Genomic DNA, 18,404 nt, shown 5'->3' on the forward strand with positions numbered 1-18,404 from the left:
GTAGGGATCCGGCGGCCGGGGGAACTAGCGCAGACGCAGCGACTTCATGACCTTCAGGCTCAGGCTCATGAACGCCGCGTACTTCTCGTCGTCCATGCCGAAGGACGGCGCGAGCGGCATCAGGCGCTGGTGCGCGACGGTCTGCGCCTCCGTGTACTTCAGGATGCCCTCGGAGCCGTGGCGGCGGCCGAGGCCCGAGTCCTTCATGCCGCCCATCGGCGACTGCACGCTGCCGTAGGCGGGCGCGAAGCCCTCGTTCACGTTCACGGTGCCGGTGCGCAGGCGGGCCGCGATCTTACGGCCGCGGCTGCCGTCCTTCGTCCAGACCGAGGAATTGAGGCCGTACGACGTGGAGTTGGCGAGCTCGACCGCTTCGTTCTCGTCGGTGAAGCGGTAGATGGAGACGACCGGGCCGAAGGTCTCCTCGCCGCACACCGCCATCGGGGACTCGACGCCGTCCAGGATCGTCGGCTCGAAGAAGAACGGGCCGATGTCGGGCCGTGCGACTCCGCCCGCGATCAGTGTGGCGCCCTTGGCCACCGCCTCGTCGACGTGCCGCTTGGTGGTCTCCAGCTGCCGCTCGCCGACCAGCGAGCCCATCTCGGCGCCGTACGCGAGGGAGCGGCCGAGGCGCATCGCCTTCGTCCGCGCCGCGAAGCGCTCCACGAACTCGTCCGCGATCGACTCGTGGACGTACAGCCGCTCGATGGAGATGCACAGCTGCCCCGCGGACGAGAAGCAGGCACGCACAGCGCCCGCGGCGGCCTTCTCTATGTCGGCGTCGTGCAGCACCAACATCGCGTTCTTGCCGCCCAGTTCGAGCGAGACGCCGACGAGACGGCCCGCGGCGCCCTGCGCGACCTCGCGGCCGGTGCGGGTGGATCCGGTGAAGGAGACGTAGTCGGCGTGCTTGACGATCTCGGGTCCGACGACGGGCCCGTCACCGATGACGACCTGGAAGACCTCGGCGGGCAGCCCGGCCTCGATGATCAGGTCCCGCGCCCACAGGGCGGTCAGGCAGGTCTCCGTGTCGGGCTTCATCACCAGGGCGTTGCCCGCGACGAGCGCGGGAAGGGCGTCACCGATGGACAGCTCGAAGGGGTAGTTCCAGGGCGCGATCTGGCCGACGACACCGCGCGGCTGCCGGTTCTCGGTGACCTTCGTGAGGGTCGGTACGACGCCGGTGTGCCGCTTGGGGTTCAGATACGCGGGGGCCTTGCGGCCGTAGTGCCGGGCGGCGACGGCGACGGCCTGCAGCTCCTCGTGCGCGTGCAGCCGGGCCTTGCCGGTCTCCAGCTGGATGAGGTCGAGGACCTCGGCCTGGCGCTGGAGCACCAGGTCGTGGAAGCGCAGCAGCACCGCGGCGCGGCGGCGGACCGGCGTACGCTCCCAGGCGACCTGGGCCACGCGGGCGCGCTCGAAGGCGGTGGCCACGTCCTCGGGGGTGGACTCGGGCAGGTCGGCCAGCTTCTCGCCGGTGAACGGCGCGTGGTTGGCGGTCCGCCCCGAACCGATCACGTCGCGCGTGAGCTGCGCGATCAGCTCGGGAGTCACCACGTCGGCGGCGGTGCGCGCGCCTTCGGGGGCGTTGGCGATGGGGTTCGTTCCGAGGGGCGCTGCGGTGGCCTGCGAGTCCGTCATGGTGGTGAGCGTAGGCCCAGGTCAAGGTTTTGGGTACCCGTCGGTAATCAGCTTTCACCGGGCACACACACGCTGCCAGCGATCGCTGGCGACAAAGCCCCTGATCAGGGGCTTAACCGGAGTTGATCAAGTTGATCAACTCCGGGTCAGGGATCAGGGCTTCGCGATCTCCAGTTCGGCGATCGCGGTCTCGGCGACCTCGCGGCCACGCTCGACGAAGTCGCCCTTGCCCGGGTAGTCGATCCAGAGCTTGTACATGTCGCCGGACTTGCTGGTCTTGTAGTAGAAGACCTTCGCCTCGCGCGGCTTCAATGTCTCCGAGTCCGAATCGTCGACGTAGGTGACCGTGTTCTCGGCGGACTCCCGATCCTTGTACGAGGTCTTCGCCGTCTTGCTCCGGGGAGCGGGCGTCTCGGCCATGTTGCTCTGGTCGCCGCCCTCGATCCCGTCACTGTCGCTGTAGGCCTGCGCGGCCGCGGACCCCGCCATCTCTCCGGTGGTGTCCTCCGACTTCTTCGCCAGGTACAGAGTGATCGAGATGGCGGTGCTCGGATCGGTGTAACTGACCCAGTGCTCGGTCTTGTTGATGCCGTCGGGCACGGACTTCACGTAGTCCGGTGGCGCCGCCAACGTCGCGCCAAGGTCCTTCTCGTCGTGCTGCTTCCAACTGTCCGCCTCGGTGGCCTCGAACGGGTTCATGACCACGAGGACGCCCGCGACCACGGCTGCGACGACCACCGCACCGATGCCCAGGAGCCCCTTGCGGCCGATCGTGACGCCCTTGCCACCGCCGCTGCCGCCGCCACCGATCTGCACGACCTGAGTCGGCGCCGCCTGCGGCGGCTTCGCCGCTTCCTCCAGGAGCGTGCGGACCTGCGCCGCGCGCGGGCGCTGGCCCGGCTCCTTGATGAGGAGTCCGTTGATCGCCTGCGCCAGCGGGCCCGAGGCCGAAGCCGGTGCCGCCGGTGTCGCGTTCAGGACCGACTGCAGCGTCGCGGGGGTGTTGTTGCGGCGGAACGGCGATACGCCCTCCGTCGCCGCGTAGAGGACCACGCCGAGCGACCAGAGGTCCGACGCCGGTCCTGGACGCTGGCCGAGGACCCGCTCCGGGGCGATGAACTCGGGCGAACCGACGAAGCCGCCCGTGTCCGTCAGGTTCGTCTCGCCCTCGATCTGGGCGATGCCGAAGTCGGTGAGGATGACCCGGTCGTGCTGCCCCAGCATCACGTTGTCCGGCTTCACGTCACGGTGCAGGATGCCCGCCTGGTGGGCGGCGTCCAGGGCGCCGAGCACCTCCAGGCCGATCCGCGCGGCGTCGCGGGCGCCCAGGGTGCCCTCCTGGAGCGCGGCGCCGAGCGAGCGGCCCTGGACGAGCTCCATGACGATCCACGGCTGGCCGTCCTCCACCGCCACGTCGTGGACGTTGACCACGGCCGGGTGGTCGAGGCGCGCCGCGGCGCGCGCCTCACGGCGCATCCGCTCGAAGACGTTGGTGCGCTCGCGCTCGGGCAGGTGGTCGGGGATGCGGGGTTCCTTGACGGCGACCTCCCGGTCCACCGTCTCGTCCTTCGCGCGCCAGACCGTGCCCATGCCGCCGTGGCCGAGCTTGGACAGGAGGCGGTAGCGGCCCGCGATCAGGCGGCCCGCGCCGGGGTCCTGCTCGGATGGCTGGTTCGGGACCACCTGGGTGGGCTGCGCGTACGGCGACGGGGGCGGCGTCGGCGGACCGGGCTGCTGGTGCGGGGACTGCTGATGCGGCGGCTGCTGGGCGTACGGGTTTCCGTCCTGCCCCTGCTGCCCACCTTGCCCCGGTACGGACGACTGTGGCGGCTGCAGTCCGAAACTGGTGGGTTCGTACGGGCCGTAGTTGGCTCCCCCGTCATTACTCATGCCCACATCAGTACCTTGCCCAGGGCCCCCGGTTCCACTGGGGTCACTGACTTGTGACAGGGGCGATGCCCCAGGGGTGTCTCAGCGGCGCACGAACGAGTCCACCGCCGTGTCGAAGTACCGCCTGCCCTCCTTGGTCATGCCGACCGGCGCCGAGACCCACACGTCGTACATCCGGCCGCCCTCCTCCCAGCAGAGGTCGTACGTGTGCCGGGCGCCCTCTGCCTCCGTGAAGCCGTCCCAGCTGAACTGCCAGAGGGCGGCGGGCCGTCCGTTGTGCGAGGTCTCGGTGACCTCGCCGTCCCGGTAACCGGGGTTGTTCTCGGGTCCTTTGGCGTCGGAGCGGCGCTGCACGGCGAGCGGGCCGCCCGGCTCCGGGGCCGACTCCTTGATGCCGATGCGGAACGTTTCCCCCGGCGACATGTAGAAGGTGCGGGGCCCATCCACCTCGCGCCTGAATCCGTCCGGAACGGCGAGCGTGAAGCCCCTGGGGTCCTTCGCGACGCGGTACCCGTCGGGTGCCTCGGGCGTCGAGGGCTTCGGGGTGCGGGAGCCGCGCGTGACCGTCACCGTGGGAGTCGGGGACGGGCTCGCCGACTGCGTCCGCGCGGTCTGCGAACTCTGCGAGGCCGGCGTCGTCGGCGTACCGCCGCCCCCGTCGCCGTCCCTGCCCATCAGGAGCGCGGCGGCGGAGACCCCGGCCCCGGCCACCGCGGCGACGAGCGCGGCGGCGATCAGCATGACCCGGCGACGGCCGCGGGACGGCCCCGCCTGGTGCGCGGGCGGACGGCTGGGCAGGTCACGGAAGGTGGGCGTATAGCCGCCGAGCCGCCCGCCCGGCAGCGCCGACGGCTGCCCGCCGGCCCGCCCCGCCGGCGTCGACGGCATCCGCCCCGTATCGACGTACGTCCGCAGCAGCCGCTCCGCCTCCGTCACGCCGAGCCGCCGGTCCGGGTCGCGTTCGAGGAGGCCGAGGATGACGGGCAGCAGCGGTGCGGCGGCGGGCGGCGGGCGGATCTCGTCGAAGACGACGGCGTGCAGCACACCGCTGATCGAATCCCGGCGGAAGGGCGACTCGCCGGTCAGGGCGGCGACGAGGAGCGCGCCGAGCGACCAGAGGTCGGACTCGGGCCCCGTCCGCTCGCCCGACATCCGCTCGGGCGCGGTGTATTCGGGAGAGCCCACGAACGACCCGATCTCCGTGAGCGTCGTCGCCCCGCTGACCTGGGCGATCCCGAAGTCGGTGAGGACGACACGCCCGGTCGTCTCCTCCATGAGGACGTTCGCGGGCTTGATGTCACGGTGCAGGACCCCGGCGGCGTGCGCGACGCGCAGCGCGCCGAGCAGGGCGATGCCCATCCGGGCGACTTCCCGGGCGCTCATCGGGCCCGCCCGCGCGATCCGCCCGGCCAGTGAACCGCCCTCGATCAGCTCCATGACGATGTACGGATGGTCGCTCTGCACGACGACGTCGTGGACGACGATGATGTGCGGATGCCGCAGCTGCGCCGCCGCCCGCGCCTCGCGCAGGGTGCGCTCGCTCTGCTGCATGGCGTCAGATTCGGAGAGCGTGTCATCCAGGACGAGTTCCTTGACGGCCACCCGGCGGCCGAGGAACTGATCCGTGGCCTGCCAGACCACGCCCATGCCACCCCTGCCGAGCCGCGCATCCAGGCGGTAACGGCCAGCTATGACCCGGGCGTTGTCCCCCACGCTCCCCATGCGGCCATCATGCCCCACACGTGTGCGGTCGGACCCTGTCGGCCTGTGCGGCGGACTGGTTCCGGCCGCTCACCCCAGCCATCCCGCCCGCGCGCGAGCGCGTTCAGTACTCCCGCCAGCCCCGGAGTATCGCGTCGAACTGCTCACGCGCCGTGCTCCAGTCGCCCTCGGGGGACGACATGTAAATCACGTACTCGACGCCGTCACGGCTGAGATAGCTCTGCGAGATGGCGCGGCGCGGGCCCGCCGTCGTGTCGTTCGCGCCCGCCGTCCAGCTGAACTCCCAGAGCGCGCCCGGCCGGTCGCGGTAGGTGTTCTGGTCGAGCTGCAGGCGCTTGTAGGCGGGCAGCTTGGCCTTCAGGTTCCTCTCCAGGTCCAGCTGGTGCGTGTAGGGGCTCTCCCACGTGGAGTTGCGGTCGACGCTGATGCGTACGAAGTGCCGTCCGTGGTCGGGGGTGTAGTCGATCTGGTTGCCGTCGACCTCACGCTTCCAGTCCTTGGGCAGCCTGAGACTGAAGCCCTCGGCGTCCTTCGTCCGCGGCCAGTCCTTGGGGATGCCGCCGACGACCTCGCCCGGCTTCTCCTCACCGGACTGTTCCGTACGGCCGTCGTCGCCGTCCGCGAAGTACAGGTAGCCGGCGGTTCCGCCGCCGAGCAGCACGACGGCAGCGACCGCCGCGACGATCGCGGGCCACTTCCGGCGCTTCCGGAGGGCCGGGGTGTGGTGCGAGGGTTGATGGGTGCCGCCCTCGCTGACGGTGCCGGAGTTGTGGGGTGCGGAGTAGGGACCGGAGCCGTATCGGCCTCCGCCTCCGCCGCCGCTTCCGTGTCCGTGCCCGTATCCGTGCTCGTTTCCGCTTCCGCTGCCGCTTCCGTTTCCGTTTCCGGGGACGACGGTGTTGGGCTCGACGGGGTGGTGACCGTACTGCGGGGTGCGGTGATCGTGCTGGGGCTGCGGGGCCTGCGGCGGCTGGGACGTGGCGTGGATCTGCGTCGGCACGTACGCCTGCGCCGCGCTCGGCCGCCGGCCCTCCGCCGCCTCGGCCAGCATCAGCTCGGCGAGCTCGGCGGTCGGCCGGGTCTCCGGGTCCTTGCGGAGGAGAGCGTCGATCACAGGGGCGAGCGCCCCCGCGTACTCGGCCGGTGCGGGCTCCTCCGTGACCACGGCCTGCATGGTGCCGAGCGGCGACGTGCGCCGGAACGGGGAGTTCCCCTCGACCGCCGTGTACAGCGTGGCCCCGAGCGCCCACAGGTCGGAAGCGGGACCGGGGTTGGCGCCGCTGACCCGCTCGGGCGCCAGGTAGTCGACGGAGCCGACGACCTCGCCGGTCCGCGTGATCGTCGAGTCCCCCTCGATCGCGGCGATCCCGAAGTCGGTGAGCAGGATGCGCCGGTCGTTCGAGAGAAGTACGTTGCCGGGCTTGACGTCACGGTGCAGGACCCCGGCGGCATGCGCGGCACGCAGGGCCTTCAGGGTCCACAGGCCGATGCGGGCGGCCTCGACGGGGTCGATGCGGCCCTGCTCCTTGACGGCGTCCGCGAGCGACCGGCCCTCGACCAGCTCCATCACGATCCAGGGCCGGTCGTCGTACTCGAGGACGTCGTGGACGGTGACGACCGCGGGGTGGTTGATCCGCGCCGCGGCCCGTGCCTCCGCGTGCGTGCGGGCGAGCAGGATCGCGCGGTCGGCCTCCTGCACGTACTGCGCGGCCGTCAGCTCCTTGACGGCGACGACCCGGTGCAGCACCTCGTCCCGCGCGCGCCACACCCGTCCCATGCCGCCACGGCCGATGGACTCTCCGAGCCGGTAGCGGCCCGCGAGGAGCAGGCCCTGCATCTGATTCACGTTCCCCCGCAATGGTCTTGACAGGCCAAGGTTAGGTAGCGGGTGGCGTGCGGGGAACCTCCGGGGGTCCTCGGAGACCTCACTGTGACGCGTGACGCAACGAGACGGAGCCGCTCATCGCGTCCGAAGCCCGGTCAAATCCCGCACTGGAATGGGCAGATGACGACCGTCAGACGATCGAGTGGCGTCAATCGGTGACTTGGTAGGTCGCCGAGGCCTGCTCGTAGAGCCGGTCCACTTCGTCCCGCTCGGCCTCGGGCCCGCGGATCTGCACGACGTGGTACTTCCCGCCGACGATCATCGCGAGATTGCGCACGAAGACTTCGCCGCCGCCCGGCCCCTGCCAAGTGAACTGCCCCTCGCCCATGACCCGTCCGCCCACGTCGATCCTGCGCATCCCGGAGGACTCCGCCCAGGTCGAGTCGCGGAACGGCTGCAGCTCGCGCTCGTGTTCGCGCTGGTACTTCATGGGGTCGCTGCCGTACTCGTCCGTGCCGTCCCGCCCCGGCACGACGATCAGCTCGAAGTCGCCCTTCGTGTAAACGACCTGCCCACGCCCGTTCTTGGGCTGCCGGTCCCAGCCGCTGGCCACGGCCACGCGGAAGCCCTCGGCGTCCTTGCGGAGCGTGAAGCCCTGCGGCAGCTCGGGCCCGCTGGTCTGCGGCTGCTGCGAGTCGGGGCTCTTGTCCGGCTTGTCGCTGGCCTTGTCGCTCGGCTCGTCGGACTTGCCGTCCTCGCTGGGCCGGGCGCTGGAACTGCTGCCGGGGTCGGGCGCCTGACTGGTGCCGGGGTCCCCGGCGGAGCCGGCGCCCTCGCTGCCTTCGTTCTCACCCGACTTGGGCATGAAGACCATGGCGTACGCGACCGCCGCGACGAGCCCGGCCAGAATGAGCAGGAGCAGGAGGCGCCCCAGGGAACGCGGCCTTCCCGCCCCGCTGCGCTCGCTTCGCTTGGGCGGGCGCGGGGGCGCGGGTGCGGAGGCGGACATGTGCGGGGGCGCGGCGGCTGCGGCAGCCGCCGGGCGGGCTTCTCGACCACGCTTGGACTGCTGCTTGTGCTTGCGGCGCCCGTTCGGGTCGGGGGCGGTGGCGGTGCGCGCGGGGGAGCGCCGCTTCTTGCGACGTACGAGATCGCCGCGACGGCGTACGACGGGCAGCCGCCGGGCGTCGAAGGGCGGTGCGGGCACGACGTTGACGCCTGCCTCCGCCTCGGGCGCCGAACGGACGAGCGACCGCAGCCAGCCGTTCAGCTCCTCGAAGTCGAGCCGCTCGGTGGGGTCCTGACGCAGCAACGACTCGACGACGGGCCGGAGCGGACCGCACTCCTCCGCAAAGGCGGGCGGCTCGGCGCAGACCAGCTGGACGAGCTCGAAGGTGCTGTCCTCCGGGTAGGGCGCGTGGCCCTGCACGGCCCGGAACAGCAGGGCACCGAGCGCCCAGAGGTCAGTGGCGGGCCCGATGGGCGGAGCGAGCTGCCAGTTCTCGTGCACGGGCCCCGCCTGCTCGGGCGCCCATCGCTCGGTCACGCACCCGACCACGGTCATACGCGCATGCCGGGCCCGCTCAGCGGCAAGCGCGGTAGCGGGCCCACGCCGGGCCCCACTTCGCTCGGCCACGAGGGCGTCCCAGTAGCTGTGGCCGGATGCGGGGGGTTCGGAGGCGGGGGTGGCGTTACTGGGGGCGGGTGCGGCGTTGCTGAGGGCGGGGCTGGGGGCCGTCTCACCGCGGCTCAGCGCGGAGCCTGGCGTTTCGCGACGTGGGGCGGGGCTTGGTGCTTCGCGACGCGAGGAGGGGCTTGGTGCTTCGCGACGCGAGGCGGGGCTGGGCACACCGGGGCCGTGCCCGCTGGGGGCCGATGGTCCGTAGGGAGAGCCTTCCTCCGCGCGGCCCGACACAGGGCCGGGCCCGCCGGAGCCCGAAGCGCCGTAGCCGGACCCGGGGTCGTGGCCAGGGCGGCCACCCCTCGGCACGGCCCCGTGCCACTGCTTCTTTGCCCCGACGCCGTACGGGTCCAGGATGCGCCCGGTAGCCGCAGCCTCACCGCTGCTTCCGTCACCACCGCGCGAACCCTCATCGCCGTACCCCTCGCGCCCCTCGTACCCGTCGCGCCCCTCGTACCCGTCGCGCCCCTCGTATCCCCCGTACGACCCGCCATCCCGGGGCCCAGGCAACTCCGCGCCCGTCGGCTCCGAACCCCGGCCCCGACGGCCCTCCGGACGCCCCTCGTCCTCGCTCACCCGCGCCGCGGCCCGCGTCCCGGCGCGGTACGCGGCTATCGCGCTGGTCCGCGGCGCCCGCACATCGCCCCCCGGTTGCGCCTCCGGGGTGGCCTCGATCGCGGCATGCTCACGCGAACGGTCAACCTCATCGACCTCACGGGCCTCGGCGTAGGCCTCGTCAGCCTCGGGCCCGGCAGTGGCCTCGAACCCCGCAAGGAACTCCTCGGGCCGAGGGTCGTACCCGCACAGCGCCTCTTCCGCCGCGCCCGCCGCGAGGCCCGTGAGGACCACTCGGCCGTCGTCGCAGACCAGGACCGTGCGAGCGGTGATGTTCCGGTGTACCCAGCCGTGCGCATGCAGCACCCGCAGCGCCGTCACCACGTCCGCCGCGACCTCCGCCGCGCGGTACGGACTCAGCGGCCGGTCCGCGAGCAGCGCCGCCAGCGGCCTCGCCGCCACCAACTCGCTGACTATCCACAGCGAGCCTCCTTCGGCGAACACGTCGAAGACCTGGTCGAGCCGGGGGTGGTCGGGAATCTGCGCGGCGGCCTGCGCCGCCTCTATCGCGCGCCGCACCGCCGGATCCGACGGCCTCCGCGTCGTTCGCGCCGACGGCCTCCGCACCGCTCCCGCGCTCACGAACCCCGCCGGAAGCTCCCCGTCCGGAAGGTCCCGCTCGTCGAGCTCAAGCACTTCCGCGTCGACGACCTCGGGCAACGGAACCTGCCTGACCAGGACTTCCTGCCCGCTGTACGTGTCGAAGGCGCGGGTCTCGGCCAGTTCGTACTCGTCCGCGGGCGGCAACGGCAGGCGATAGCGGTCGGCGAGTACCCGCCCCGCGTATTCGTCCACGACGCCTCCCCCGTCCGCCCGGTGGTCAATTCCGTTCGTCTTACGCCCTGTTGTGGCTGCGTACGGTCCTCAGGCACTCACGATACGTGCCGGAGGCAAACCACATTGAGGGGATGCCAGATCTCACCGGGACCTGTTCCGCGGACTCCCCCGCTGCTCCCCCGCTGCTCCCCGACTGCGCCCCCGCTGCCCCTCCGCTACTTCTTCGCTACTTCTTCGGCTTGAACGACTTCGTGAACGTCCGCCACGCGTCCTTGCGCTCGGCGCTGCCCCACTTGTCGGCCTTGGCCGTGTACATCATTCCGTAGCCGAGACCACCGTTGACGACGAACCCACGGTCTATCGAGCGGTACTTCGTGCCGCCGTCGACGTACGTGAACTCCCAGTCGGCCGCGTTCCACCCGCGGTAGTCGACCTTCTCTATCCGGATCCGCTTGTACTGCGACCGGACCATGTACCTCTCCTGGTCCTTCCAGTCGCCCACGGGGTCGGACTTCGGAGTGGGCGTCCAGCCGATCAGCAGCTTCTGTCCGTCCGGCCCGGTGAAACGCGCGCCCGCGGCAGCCGTGGACTGGTACTTCCACCCCTTGGGCAGGCCCACCGAGAAACCTTGGGCGTGCTTGTACGTCGACTCGGCACCGTCACCCGGCTCCTTGCCGGGGTCATTGCCGCTGCCTTCGTCGCTGTCGCCCGGATCCTTGCTCTCGTCCGCGCCGGGGCTTGCTCCCGTGCCCTTGTCCTCGTCGCCCTCGTCCTTCTCTGCGCCGTCGTCCTGTCCGGCGCCCTTCTCGTTGTCCTTCTCGCCGCTGCCCGCGGTCGCCCCGCTGGATGCGGCCTTGTCGCCGCCGTTCTTGTTGTCCCGCGGCCCGCTGTCGTCCCCGCCGTTCAGCGCGAAGGCCAGCACGGTCCCGAGCACCGCAAGGACGAGGGCAACCGAGATGACCACGAGCGTGCGCCGCGGCACCACGTCGGTGAGCGAGGCCTTGGCAGGCGTCGGGCGCGGCGGCGTCACGGGAACCGGCGGAGTGCTCGAACCCCCGCCCCCAGCCACAGATTTCGAACCGGAACCGGAGCCAGAACCGGAACCGGAGCCGGAACCGGAGCCAGGCACGGAAGGAGACGAAGCAGGAGCCGTCGCAGGAGCCGACGCAGCCGCCCCGGCAGGCGACGGCTTCTCCGCCACCGCACCAGAAGCAGAACCGGAAGCCCCCGCCCCCCGCGCAGTAGCCGCAGCCGCGGCCTTCCGCACCGACCGGAGCGCACCCTTCAGCCGCTCAGCGGCCTCCTCGCCCTTGCCGCCACCGGAGCCCACAGAGGAACCAGCAGTCCCGGCGGAGGCACTGGCAGAGGCACCGGCGGACCCAGAAGTCGCCGCGGCACCAGCCACACCCGCGGCACCCGCAGCGCCACCCTTGCTCTTGTCCCTGCCCTTGTCCTTGTTCCTGCCCTTGTCCTTGCCGAACCGCTTCCCCAAGGCCGGCGGCACCGGAGGCAACGGCACGACCTTCGTCGCGTCGACCGGCTCCGGCTCGTCCTTGACCTCGGGCGCGTGGATCACGTCGAGCAGCAGCGTCCGCGCCCCCGCGTCGTCGAGTCGCTGCTCGGGGTCCTTGGCGAGCAGGCCGTAGATGACCTTCTCCAACGGACCCGCGTTCGTCGGCTGTTCGACGTCCTCGGTCATCACCGCGGTGAGGGTCGCGATCGCCGACCCCTTGTCGTACGGAGGAACGCCTTCCACGGACGCGTACAGCAGCCCGCCGAGCGACCACAGGTCGGCCGCGGGACCCGGCTTGTGCCCACGCGCCCGCTCCGGCGAAATATACGAGGGGGCGCCGACGAGCATGCCGGTGGACGTGATCGACGGGTCGCCCTCGACCTGCGCGATGCCGAAGTCCGTCAGGACGACGCGCCCGTCCTCGGCGATCAGCACATTGGACGGCTTCACGTCGCGGTGCAGAATTCCCTCGCGGTGCGCGGACCGCAGTACGTCGAGCACCGCGAGGCCGACCTCGGCGGCGCGCCGCGGCGTGAGCAGCCCGTCCTCGCGGATGGCCTCGGCGAGCGACTTGCCCTCGACCAACTCCATCACGATCCACGGGCGGTCGTCCTCGTCGACCACGTCGTACACGGTCACCGCGCTGGTGTTGCGGATCCGCGCGATCGCCTTGGCCTCACGCAACGTACGCGTGATGAGCCGTCGCTTCTCTTCCTCGTCGATGCTCGAGGGAAAGCGCAGTTCCTTCACGGCCACCGTCCGGCCGAGAGTCTCGTCCTTGGCGCGCCAGACGGTTCCCATTCCGCCGCGGCCGAGCACCTCTCCCAGCCGGTAGCGCCCGGAGAGGAGACGTTCGCTCTTGTCCTGACGGGACTGACCCGCCTGCTCCGCGTCCGACATGCGTCCCCTCTGCTGCTACCGCTGCTACCCGCGCAACCCGCCCTGACAGAGCCTCCATTGTCCCTCACTTCGGGACCGGTCTACGCCCAGGGTCCAACGTCCCTCATGATGGGCTCCGCACAAGGAGGGACCGCCATGCCCATTCCAAGGACACTGCTGGCCATACCCCTTGCGGTGACCCTCATCGGCCTGACGTCCGCCAGTGCGCCATTGGCCGCGAAACCGGCCACGGACGCCACTCTTCCGCTGCTCGTCACCCGAGGCAAGGCCCCCGCCGCGGCTCTGTTGGCCCGCGAAGCCCCATGGTCAACGACCGAGCCGGGCGCCCCGCACATCGAACCCGGCGGACAGCCGGCCCCACGGCCCCTCTGGCACTTCGCCCACGTCAACCAGCCCCCGACGGACGACACCACCCCAGGTGCGGACAGAGACCATTCACGCGGCAGGAGCAGTGGCACCGACACCGCCACAGGCGTCAGCGCGGACGGCGAAGACGACGAAGACGGCAAAGCCAGCAAAGACGGTGAAGCCACCCGCATCCGCCGCACCGACCACTTCCGCGCCGGCAGCATCACCAAGACGTTCATCGCGACGGTCGTACTCCAACTCGTCGCCGAACGCCGCCTGTCCCTGTCCGACCCCGTGGAACACCACCTGCCCGGCCTCATCCGCGGCAAGGATCTCGACGGTCGCGCCCTCACCCTGCGCGCCCTTCTCACCCACACCAGCGGCCTCGCGGACTACGCCACCGACACCAAAGGCCTCGTCCCCCTCACTCCGACGGAGGCGGTCCGCACCGCCCTCGCCCACCCCGCGACCACACCCGGCCGCTGGTCGTACTCCAACACCAACTACGTCGTCCTCGGCATGGTGATCAAGCAGGTCACCGGCCGCTCGTACGCCACCGAGACCGAACGCCGCATCATCACCCCCCTCCGTCTGACCGGCACCTCCTTCCCCGGCACCCGCACCACGCTCCCGTCCCCGCACGGCCGCGCGTACACGAGCGAGGGCCGGGACATCACCGCCCTCAACCCCGGAGTCGCGGGCGCCGCGGGCGAGCTGATCTCCACGCTCGCCGACCTGGACCACTTCTACGCCGCCCTCCTCGGCGGCCGGCTGCTCCCCGCACCCCAGCTCCGCCAGATGCTCAGCACCCGCGCCACGGACGGCTCCTACGGCATGGGCCTCTATCCGCAGAAGCTCGCCTGTGGCACCACGGTCTGGGGCCACAACGGCCGCATAGCCGGAAGCTACGTACGCACGGCCGCCACCCGCGACGGCGACCGCGTCCTCACCTTCCGGGTCAACACGGACGAGATAGCGGACCCGAAACTCGAACGCGCCCTCCTAGCAGCCGAGTTCTGCGTATAGCGCGGGGGCCAACCAGCGGAGCGTCAAAGCAAGGCCTCAAACCGGAGCCTCAAACCGGAGCCTCAAAGCGGCACGATGTCCGGCGCCCCCAGCCTCGCCGCGTCCGCCGTCAGGTCGTCCGGCTGCCGCTGCGACTCCCGCTCCGCCTCCACCCGCTTCTCGTAGTGCTGGACCTCCCGCTCGACCTGGTCCTTGTCCCAGCCGAGGACCGGCGCCATCAACTCGGCACACACCCGCGCACTGCGTGTGCCCCGGTCGAACGTCTCGATCGAGATGCGCGTGCGCCGGGTCAGCACGTCGTCCAGGTGCCGTGCTCCCTCATGCGACGCGGCGTAGACGATCTCGGCGCGCAGATAGTCGTCCGCCGCCTGCAGCGGCTCGCCCAGCGTGGGATCGGCCGTGATGAGGGCGAGGACTTCCTCCGCCAGCGAGCCGTACCGGTTCAACAGGTGTTCCACGCGCACCACATGGAGGCCGGTGCGGGCCGCGATCCTGGCGCGCGCGTTCCACAGCGCCTTGTACCCCTCCGCGCCGACCAGCGGGATGTCCTCGGTGACACAGTCGGCGACCCGCTGGTCGAGGCCGTGCACCGCCTCGTCCACCGCGTCCTTCGCCATCACGCGGTACGTCGTGTACTTGCCGCCCGCGATGACCACCAGGCCCGGCGCCGGATGCGCCACCGTGTGCTCGCGCGACAGCTTGCTCGTGGCGTCCGACTCCCCGGCGAGCAGCGGCCGGAGGCCCGCGTACACCCCTTGGACGTCGTCCCGTGAGAGGGGCACCCTGAGCACCGAGTTCACGTGCTCGAGGAGGTAGTCGATGTCGGCGCTGGACGCCGCCGGGTGCGCCTTGTCCAGGTCCCAGTCGGTGTCGGTCGTCCCGACGATCCAGTGCCGCCCCCACGGGATGACGAAGAGAACGCTCTTCTCGGTCCGCAGGATCAGGCCGGTCGTCGAGTTGATCCGGTCCTTGGGCACGACCAGATGGATGCCCTTGGACGCCCTGACGTGGAACTGACCCCGCTCCCCGACCATCGCCTGGGTGTCATCGGTCCACACACCGGTGGCGTTGACCACCTGCTTGGCCCGGACCTCGTACTCCCCGCCGCCCTCGACGTCTTGTACCCGAGCACCGACAACCCGCTCGCCCTCCCGCAGGAAGCCCATCACGCGCGCGCGGTTGGCGACCTTCGCACCGTACGCCGACGCCGTGCGCACCAGCGTGGCCACGTAGCGTGCGTCGTCCATCTGCGCGTCGTAGTACTGCATCGCCCCCACCAGCGCGTCCTTCTTCAGGCACGGGGCGACGCGCAGGGCATGGCGCTGCGTCAGATGGCGGTGCATGGGCAGGCCTCGGCCGTGTCCGCGCGACATCGACATGGCGTCGTACAACGCGACGCCCGAACCGGCATAGATCCGCTCCCAGCCCTTGTGCTGCAAGGGGTACAGGAACGGCACCGGCTTCACGAGGTGCGGGGCGAGCCGCTCCAGGAGCAGGCCGCGCTCCTTCAGCGCCTCCCGCACCAGCGCGAAGTCGAGCATCTCCAGATAACGCAGCCCGCCGTGGATCAGTTTGCTCGACCGACTCGACGTGCCCGACGCCCAGTCACGCGCCTCGACGAGGCCCGTGGACAGGCCGCGGGTCACGGCGTCGAGTGCGGTGCCCGCACCGACCACTCCCGCGCCCACGACCAGGACATCCAGCTCCCGCTCGGCCATTCCCGCAAGTGACTCGGCACGCTCCGCCGGTCCCAAGGTCGCTGTCCTCACCGCTGCCTCCCGTTAGCTGTCGGGTGTGGTCGCGCTCACATCATGCCCAGATTCTGGTCGGGTCCGCTGAGTTCGGCCGCCGCCTGTGGACAACCTGCGGCCAACCCGAGGCCAACACTCCGACGCCCGGCGCAGCGCAATGCCGCATAACGGTCATATTTACTCCTAGTCTGACATTGCGCTGGTCCACCTTGTCCACAGGACTTGCGTACTCGTCCCACTCCGGCTACTGGGAGGACGGCCCACCGCCATGCCCGCAGATCTCGCCGTCATCGGCCTCGGCCACCTCGGCCTGCCCCTGGCCCAGGCCGCCGTCTCCGGCGGCATCGCCACCATCGGCTACGACCCCGCCCGCGCCGTCGACCTGGCAAGCGGCCGCCTGCCCTGCGACGGCGCCGAGGGAATCCTCACCGCCGCCGATGTCCGCCGGATGCTCTCGGGCGGCTTCAGGCCCACCACCGACCCGGTCGAGCTCGGCCGTGTCCGCACCGCGGTCATCTGCGCTCCCACCCCTCCGGCGGCCGACCGCACCCTCGACCTGAGCCAAGTGGCCGAAGCCGCCCGCGCCCTGGCCGCGCGCCTGCGCCCGCACACCACGGTCATCCTGGAGTCACCCGTTTACCCCGGAACCACGGAGGAATTCCTCCGCCCCATCCTCGAAGAGGGCTCAGGACTGCGCGCGGGCCGCGACTTCCACCTCGCGCACTCGCCGGGCCGCCTCGACCCGGGCAACCGCACCCACGGCTACGCCGGCACCCCCAAGGTCATCGGCGGCCTCACCCCGGCCTGCACCGAATCGGCCGCAGCATTCTACGGCCGCCTCACCGACAAGGTCGTACGCGCGCGTGGCCCGCGCGAGGCCGAGACCGTGCACCTCCTGGAGACCAACTACCGGCACGTGAACATGGCCCTGGTCAATGAGATGGCCGTGCTCTGCCACGACCTGAGCATCGACCTGTGGGACGTCATCCGCTGCGCCGAGACCAAGCCCTTCGGCTTCCAGGCCTTCCGCCCGGGACCCGGCGTCGGCGGCCACGGAGTCCCCCTGGACATCCCGGGCCCCGGCCGCGGCGCCCGCCCCCTGCGCATGGTCGAACTGGCCCAGCAGGTCAACGACCGCATGCCCCGCTACGTGATCCAGCGCTCGGCGACCCTCCTGAACGAACACGGCAAGTCGGCCCGCGGCGCCCGCGTGCTGCTCCTCGGCGTCACCTACAAGCCCGACCTCGCCGACCAGCAGGGCTCCCCCGCCCAGGAGGTCGCCACCCGCCTGATGGAGATGGGCGCCGCCGTCAGCTACCACGACCCCTACGTCCCCACCTGGAGCGTGCTCGGCCACCCCGTCCCCCGCGCGGACTCCCTGTACGAGGCGGCGGCCGACGCCGACCTCACGATCCTGCTCCAGCACCACCGCACGTACGACCTGCAAGGTCTGGCCGTGAAGGCCCAGTTGCTCCTGGACACCCGCGGCGCGACCCCCGCGGGCGCGGCCCACCGCCTGTGACACACAAGAAGGGCCCCGGTACGTATACCGGGGCCCTTCTTAAGAAGCAGACGATCAACGCTTGTGCTGCGCGTCCGCGACCGTCACCTCGACCCGCTGGAACTCCTTGAGCTCGCTGTAGCCCGTCGTCGCCATCGCACGGCGCAGCGCCCCGAAGAAGTTCATCGAGCCGTCCGGGATGTGCGAGGGACCGGTGAGGATCTCCTCCGTCGTGCCGACCACACCGAGGTCGACGCGCTTGCCGCGCGGCACGTCCTCGTGGACGGCCTCCATGCCCCAGTGGTGGCCCTTGCCGGGCGCGTCCGTGGCGCGCGCCAGCGGGGAGCCGATCATCACCGAGTCCGCGCCGCAGGCGATCGCCTTGGGCAGGTCGCCGGACCAGCCCACGCCGCCGTCGGCGATGACGTGCACGTACCGGCCGCCGGACTCGTCCATGTAGTCACGACGGGCCGCCGCGACGTCCGCGACGGCCGTGGCCATCGGCACCTGGATGCCCAGGACGTTGCGCGTGGTGTGCGCGGCGCCGCCGCCGAAGCCGACGAGGACACCGGCCGCGCCCGTGCGCATCAGGTGCAGCGCCGCGGTGTACGTGGCGCAACCGCCGACGATCACCGGCACGTCGAGCTCGTAGATGAACTGCTTGAGGTTGAGCGGCTCGGCCGCACCGGAGACGTGCTCGGCGGAGACGGTCGTCCCGCGGATGACGAAGATGTCCACGCCCGCGTCCACGACGGCCTTGGAGAACTCGGCGGTGCGCTGCGGGGAGAGCGCGGCGGCGGTGACCACGCCCGAGTCGCGCACCTCCTTGATGCGCTGCCCGATCAGGTCGGCCTGGATCGGAGCCGCGTAGATCTCCTGAAGGCGCCGGGTCGCGTTGTCGGTGTCCAGCTCCGCGATCTCGTCGAGCAGCGGCTGCGGGTCCTCGTACCGCGTCCACAGGCCCTCGAGGTTCAGTACGCCCAGGCCACCCAGCTCACCGATGCGGATGGCGGTCTGCGGCGAGACGACCGAGTCCATCGGCGCCGCCAGGAAGGGCAGCTCGAAGCGGTAGGCGTCGATCTGCCAGGCGATCGAGACCTCCTTCGGGTCGCGGGTACGACGGCTCGGCACGACGGCGATGTCGTCGAAGGCGTACGCGCGGCGGCCGCGCTTGCCGCGCCCGATCTCGATCTCAGTCACGTGGGTGGCCCTTC

General features: G+C 71.2%; 10 protein-coding genes. 2 read left to right on the plus strand and 8 right to left on the minus strand.

The annotated features are described in order from the left end of the window. Positions 1-24: 24 nt before the first annotated feature. From AC5P1C_RS16475 to AC5P1C_RS16500, 6 genes are all read right to left on the minus strand, one after another. Entirely contained in the window at positions 25-1,641 is a 1,617-nt protein-coding gene (locus AC5P1C_RS16475; RefSeq protein ID WP_493866570.1) for a succinic semialdehyde dehydrogenase, read from the minus strand. A 153-nt stretch (positions 1,642-1,794) separates the two neighbouring features. Continuing rightward, positions 1,795-3,531 carry a serine/threonine-protein kinase gene (locus AC5P1C_RS16480; protein WP_493866571.1) on the minus strand — a complete coding sequence of 579 codons (1,737 nt, stop codon included), beginning with the start codon at positions 3,529-3,531 and terminating at the stop codon, positions 1,795-1,797. An 81-nt stretch (positions 3,532-3,612) separates the two neighbouring features. Beyond that, positions 3,613-5,253: a serine/threonine-protein kinase gene (locus AC5P1C_RS16485; protein ID WP_493866572.1), complete on the minus strand. Its 1,641-nt coding sequence runs from the start codon at positions 5,251-5,253 to the stop codon at positions 3,613-3,615. Positions 5,254-5,356: 103 nt separating this feature from the next. Then, a complete protein-coding gene (locus AC5P1C_RS16490; RefSeq protein ID WP_493866623.1) occupies positions 5,357-7,090 on the minus strand; it encodes a serine/threonine-protein kinase in 1,734 nt (577 codons plus the stop codon). 196 nt (positions 7,091-7,286) lie between these two features. Continuing rightward, on the minus strand, positions 7,287-10,169 hold the full coding sequence (locus tag AC5P1C_RS16495) for a serine/threonine kinase C-terminal domain-containing protein (RefSeq protein WP_493866573.1): 2,883 nt from the start codon (positions 10,167-10,169) through the stop codon (positions 7,287-7,289). 208 nt (positions 10,170-10,377) lie between these two features. After that, a complete protein-coding gene (locus AC5P1C_RS16500) occupies positions 10,378-12,564 on the minus strand; it encodes a serine/threonine-protein kinase (protein WP_493866574.1) in 2,187 nt (728 codons plus the stop codon). 135 nt (positions 12,565-12,699) lie between these two features. Here AC5P1C_RS16500 and AC5P1C_RS16505 point away from each other — a divergent pair, with 135 nt between their 5' ends. After that, complete coding sequence (locus AC5P1C_RS16505; protein ID WP_493866575.1) at positions 12,700-13,938, plus strand: serine hydrolase domain-containing protein; 1,239 nt, start codon at positions 12,700-12,702, stop codon at positions 13,936-13,938. Positions 13,939-14,000: 62 nt separating this feature from the next. Here AC5P1C_RS16505 and AC5P1C_RS16510 read toward each other — a convergent pair whose 3' ends face one another. Next, positions 14,001-15,707: a glycerol-3-phosphate dehydrogenase/oxidase gene (locus tag AC5P1C_RS16510; RefSeq protein WP_493866576.1), complete on the minus strand. Its 1,707-nt coding sequence runs from the start codon at positions 15,705-15,707 to the stop codon at positions 14,001-14,003. A gap of 250 nt (positions 15,708-15,957) precedes the next feature. Here AC5P1C_RS16510 and AC5P1C_RS16515 point away from each other — a divergent pair, with 250 nt between their 5' ends. Continuing rightward, positions 15,958-17,211 (plus strand): nucleotide sugar dehydrogenase, encoded by a 1,254-nt coding sequence (locus tag AC5P1C_RS16515; protein ID WP_493866577.1) that lies wholly within the window; start codon positions 15,958-15,960, stop codon positions 17,209-17,211. Between the two features lie 54 nt (positions 17,212-17,265). Here the strand turns inward: AC5P1C_RS16515 and AC5P1C_RS16520 are convergent, their stop codons facing one another. Next, the gene (locus tag AC5P1C_RS16520; protein ID WP_361053635.1) at positions 17,266-18,390 is read right to left on the minus strand and encodes a GuaB3 family IMP dehydrogenase-related protein; all 1,125 of its coding nucleotides are present in this window, start codon (positions 18,388-18,390) and stop codon (positions 17,266-17,268) included. Positions 18,391-18,404 lie beyond the last annotated feature (14 nt).

The sequence above is a fragment of the Streptomyces sp. A18 genome (genome assembly GCF_059026065.1).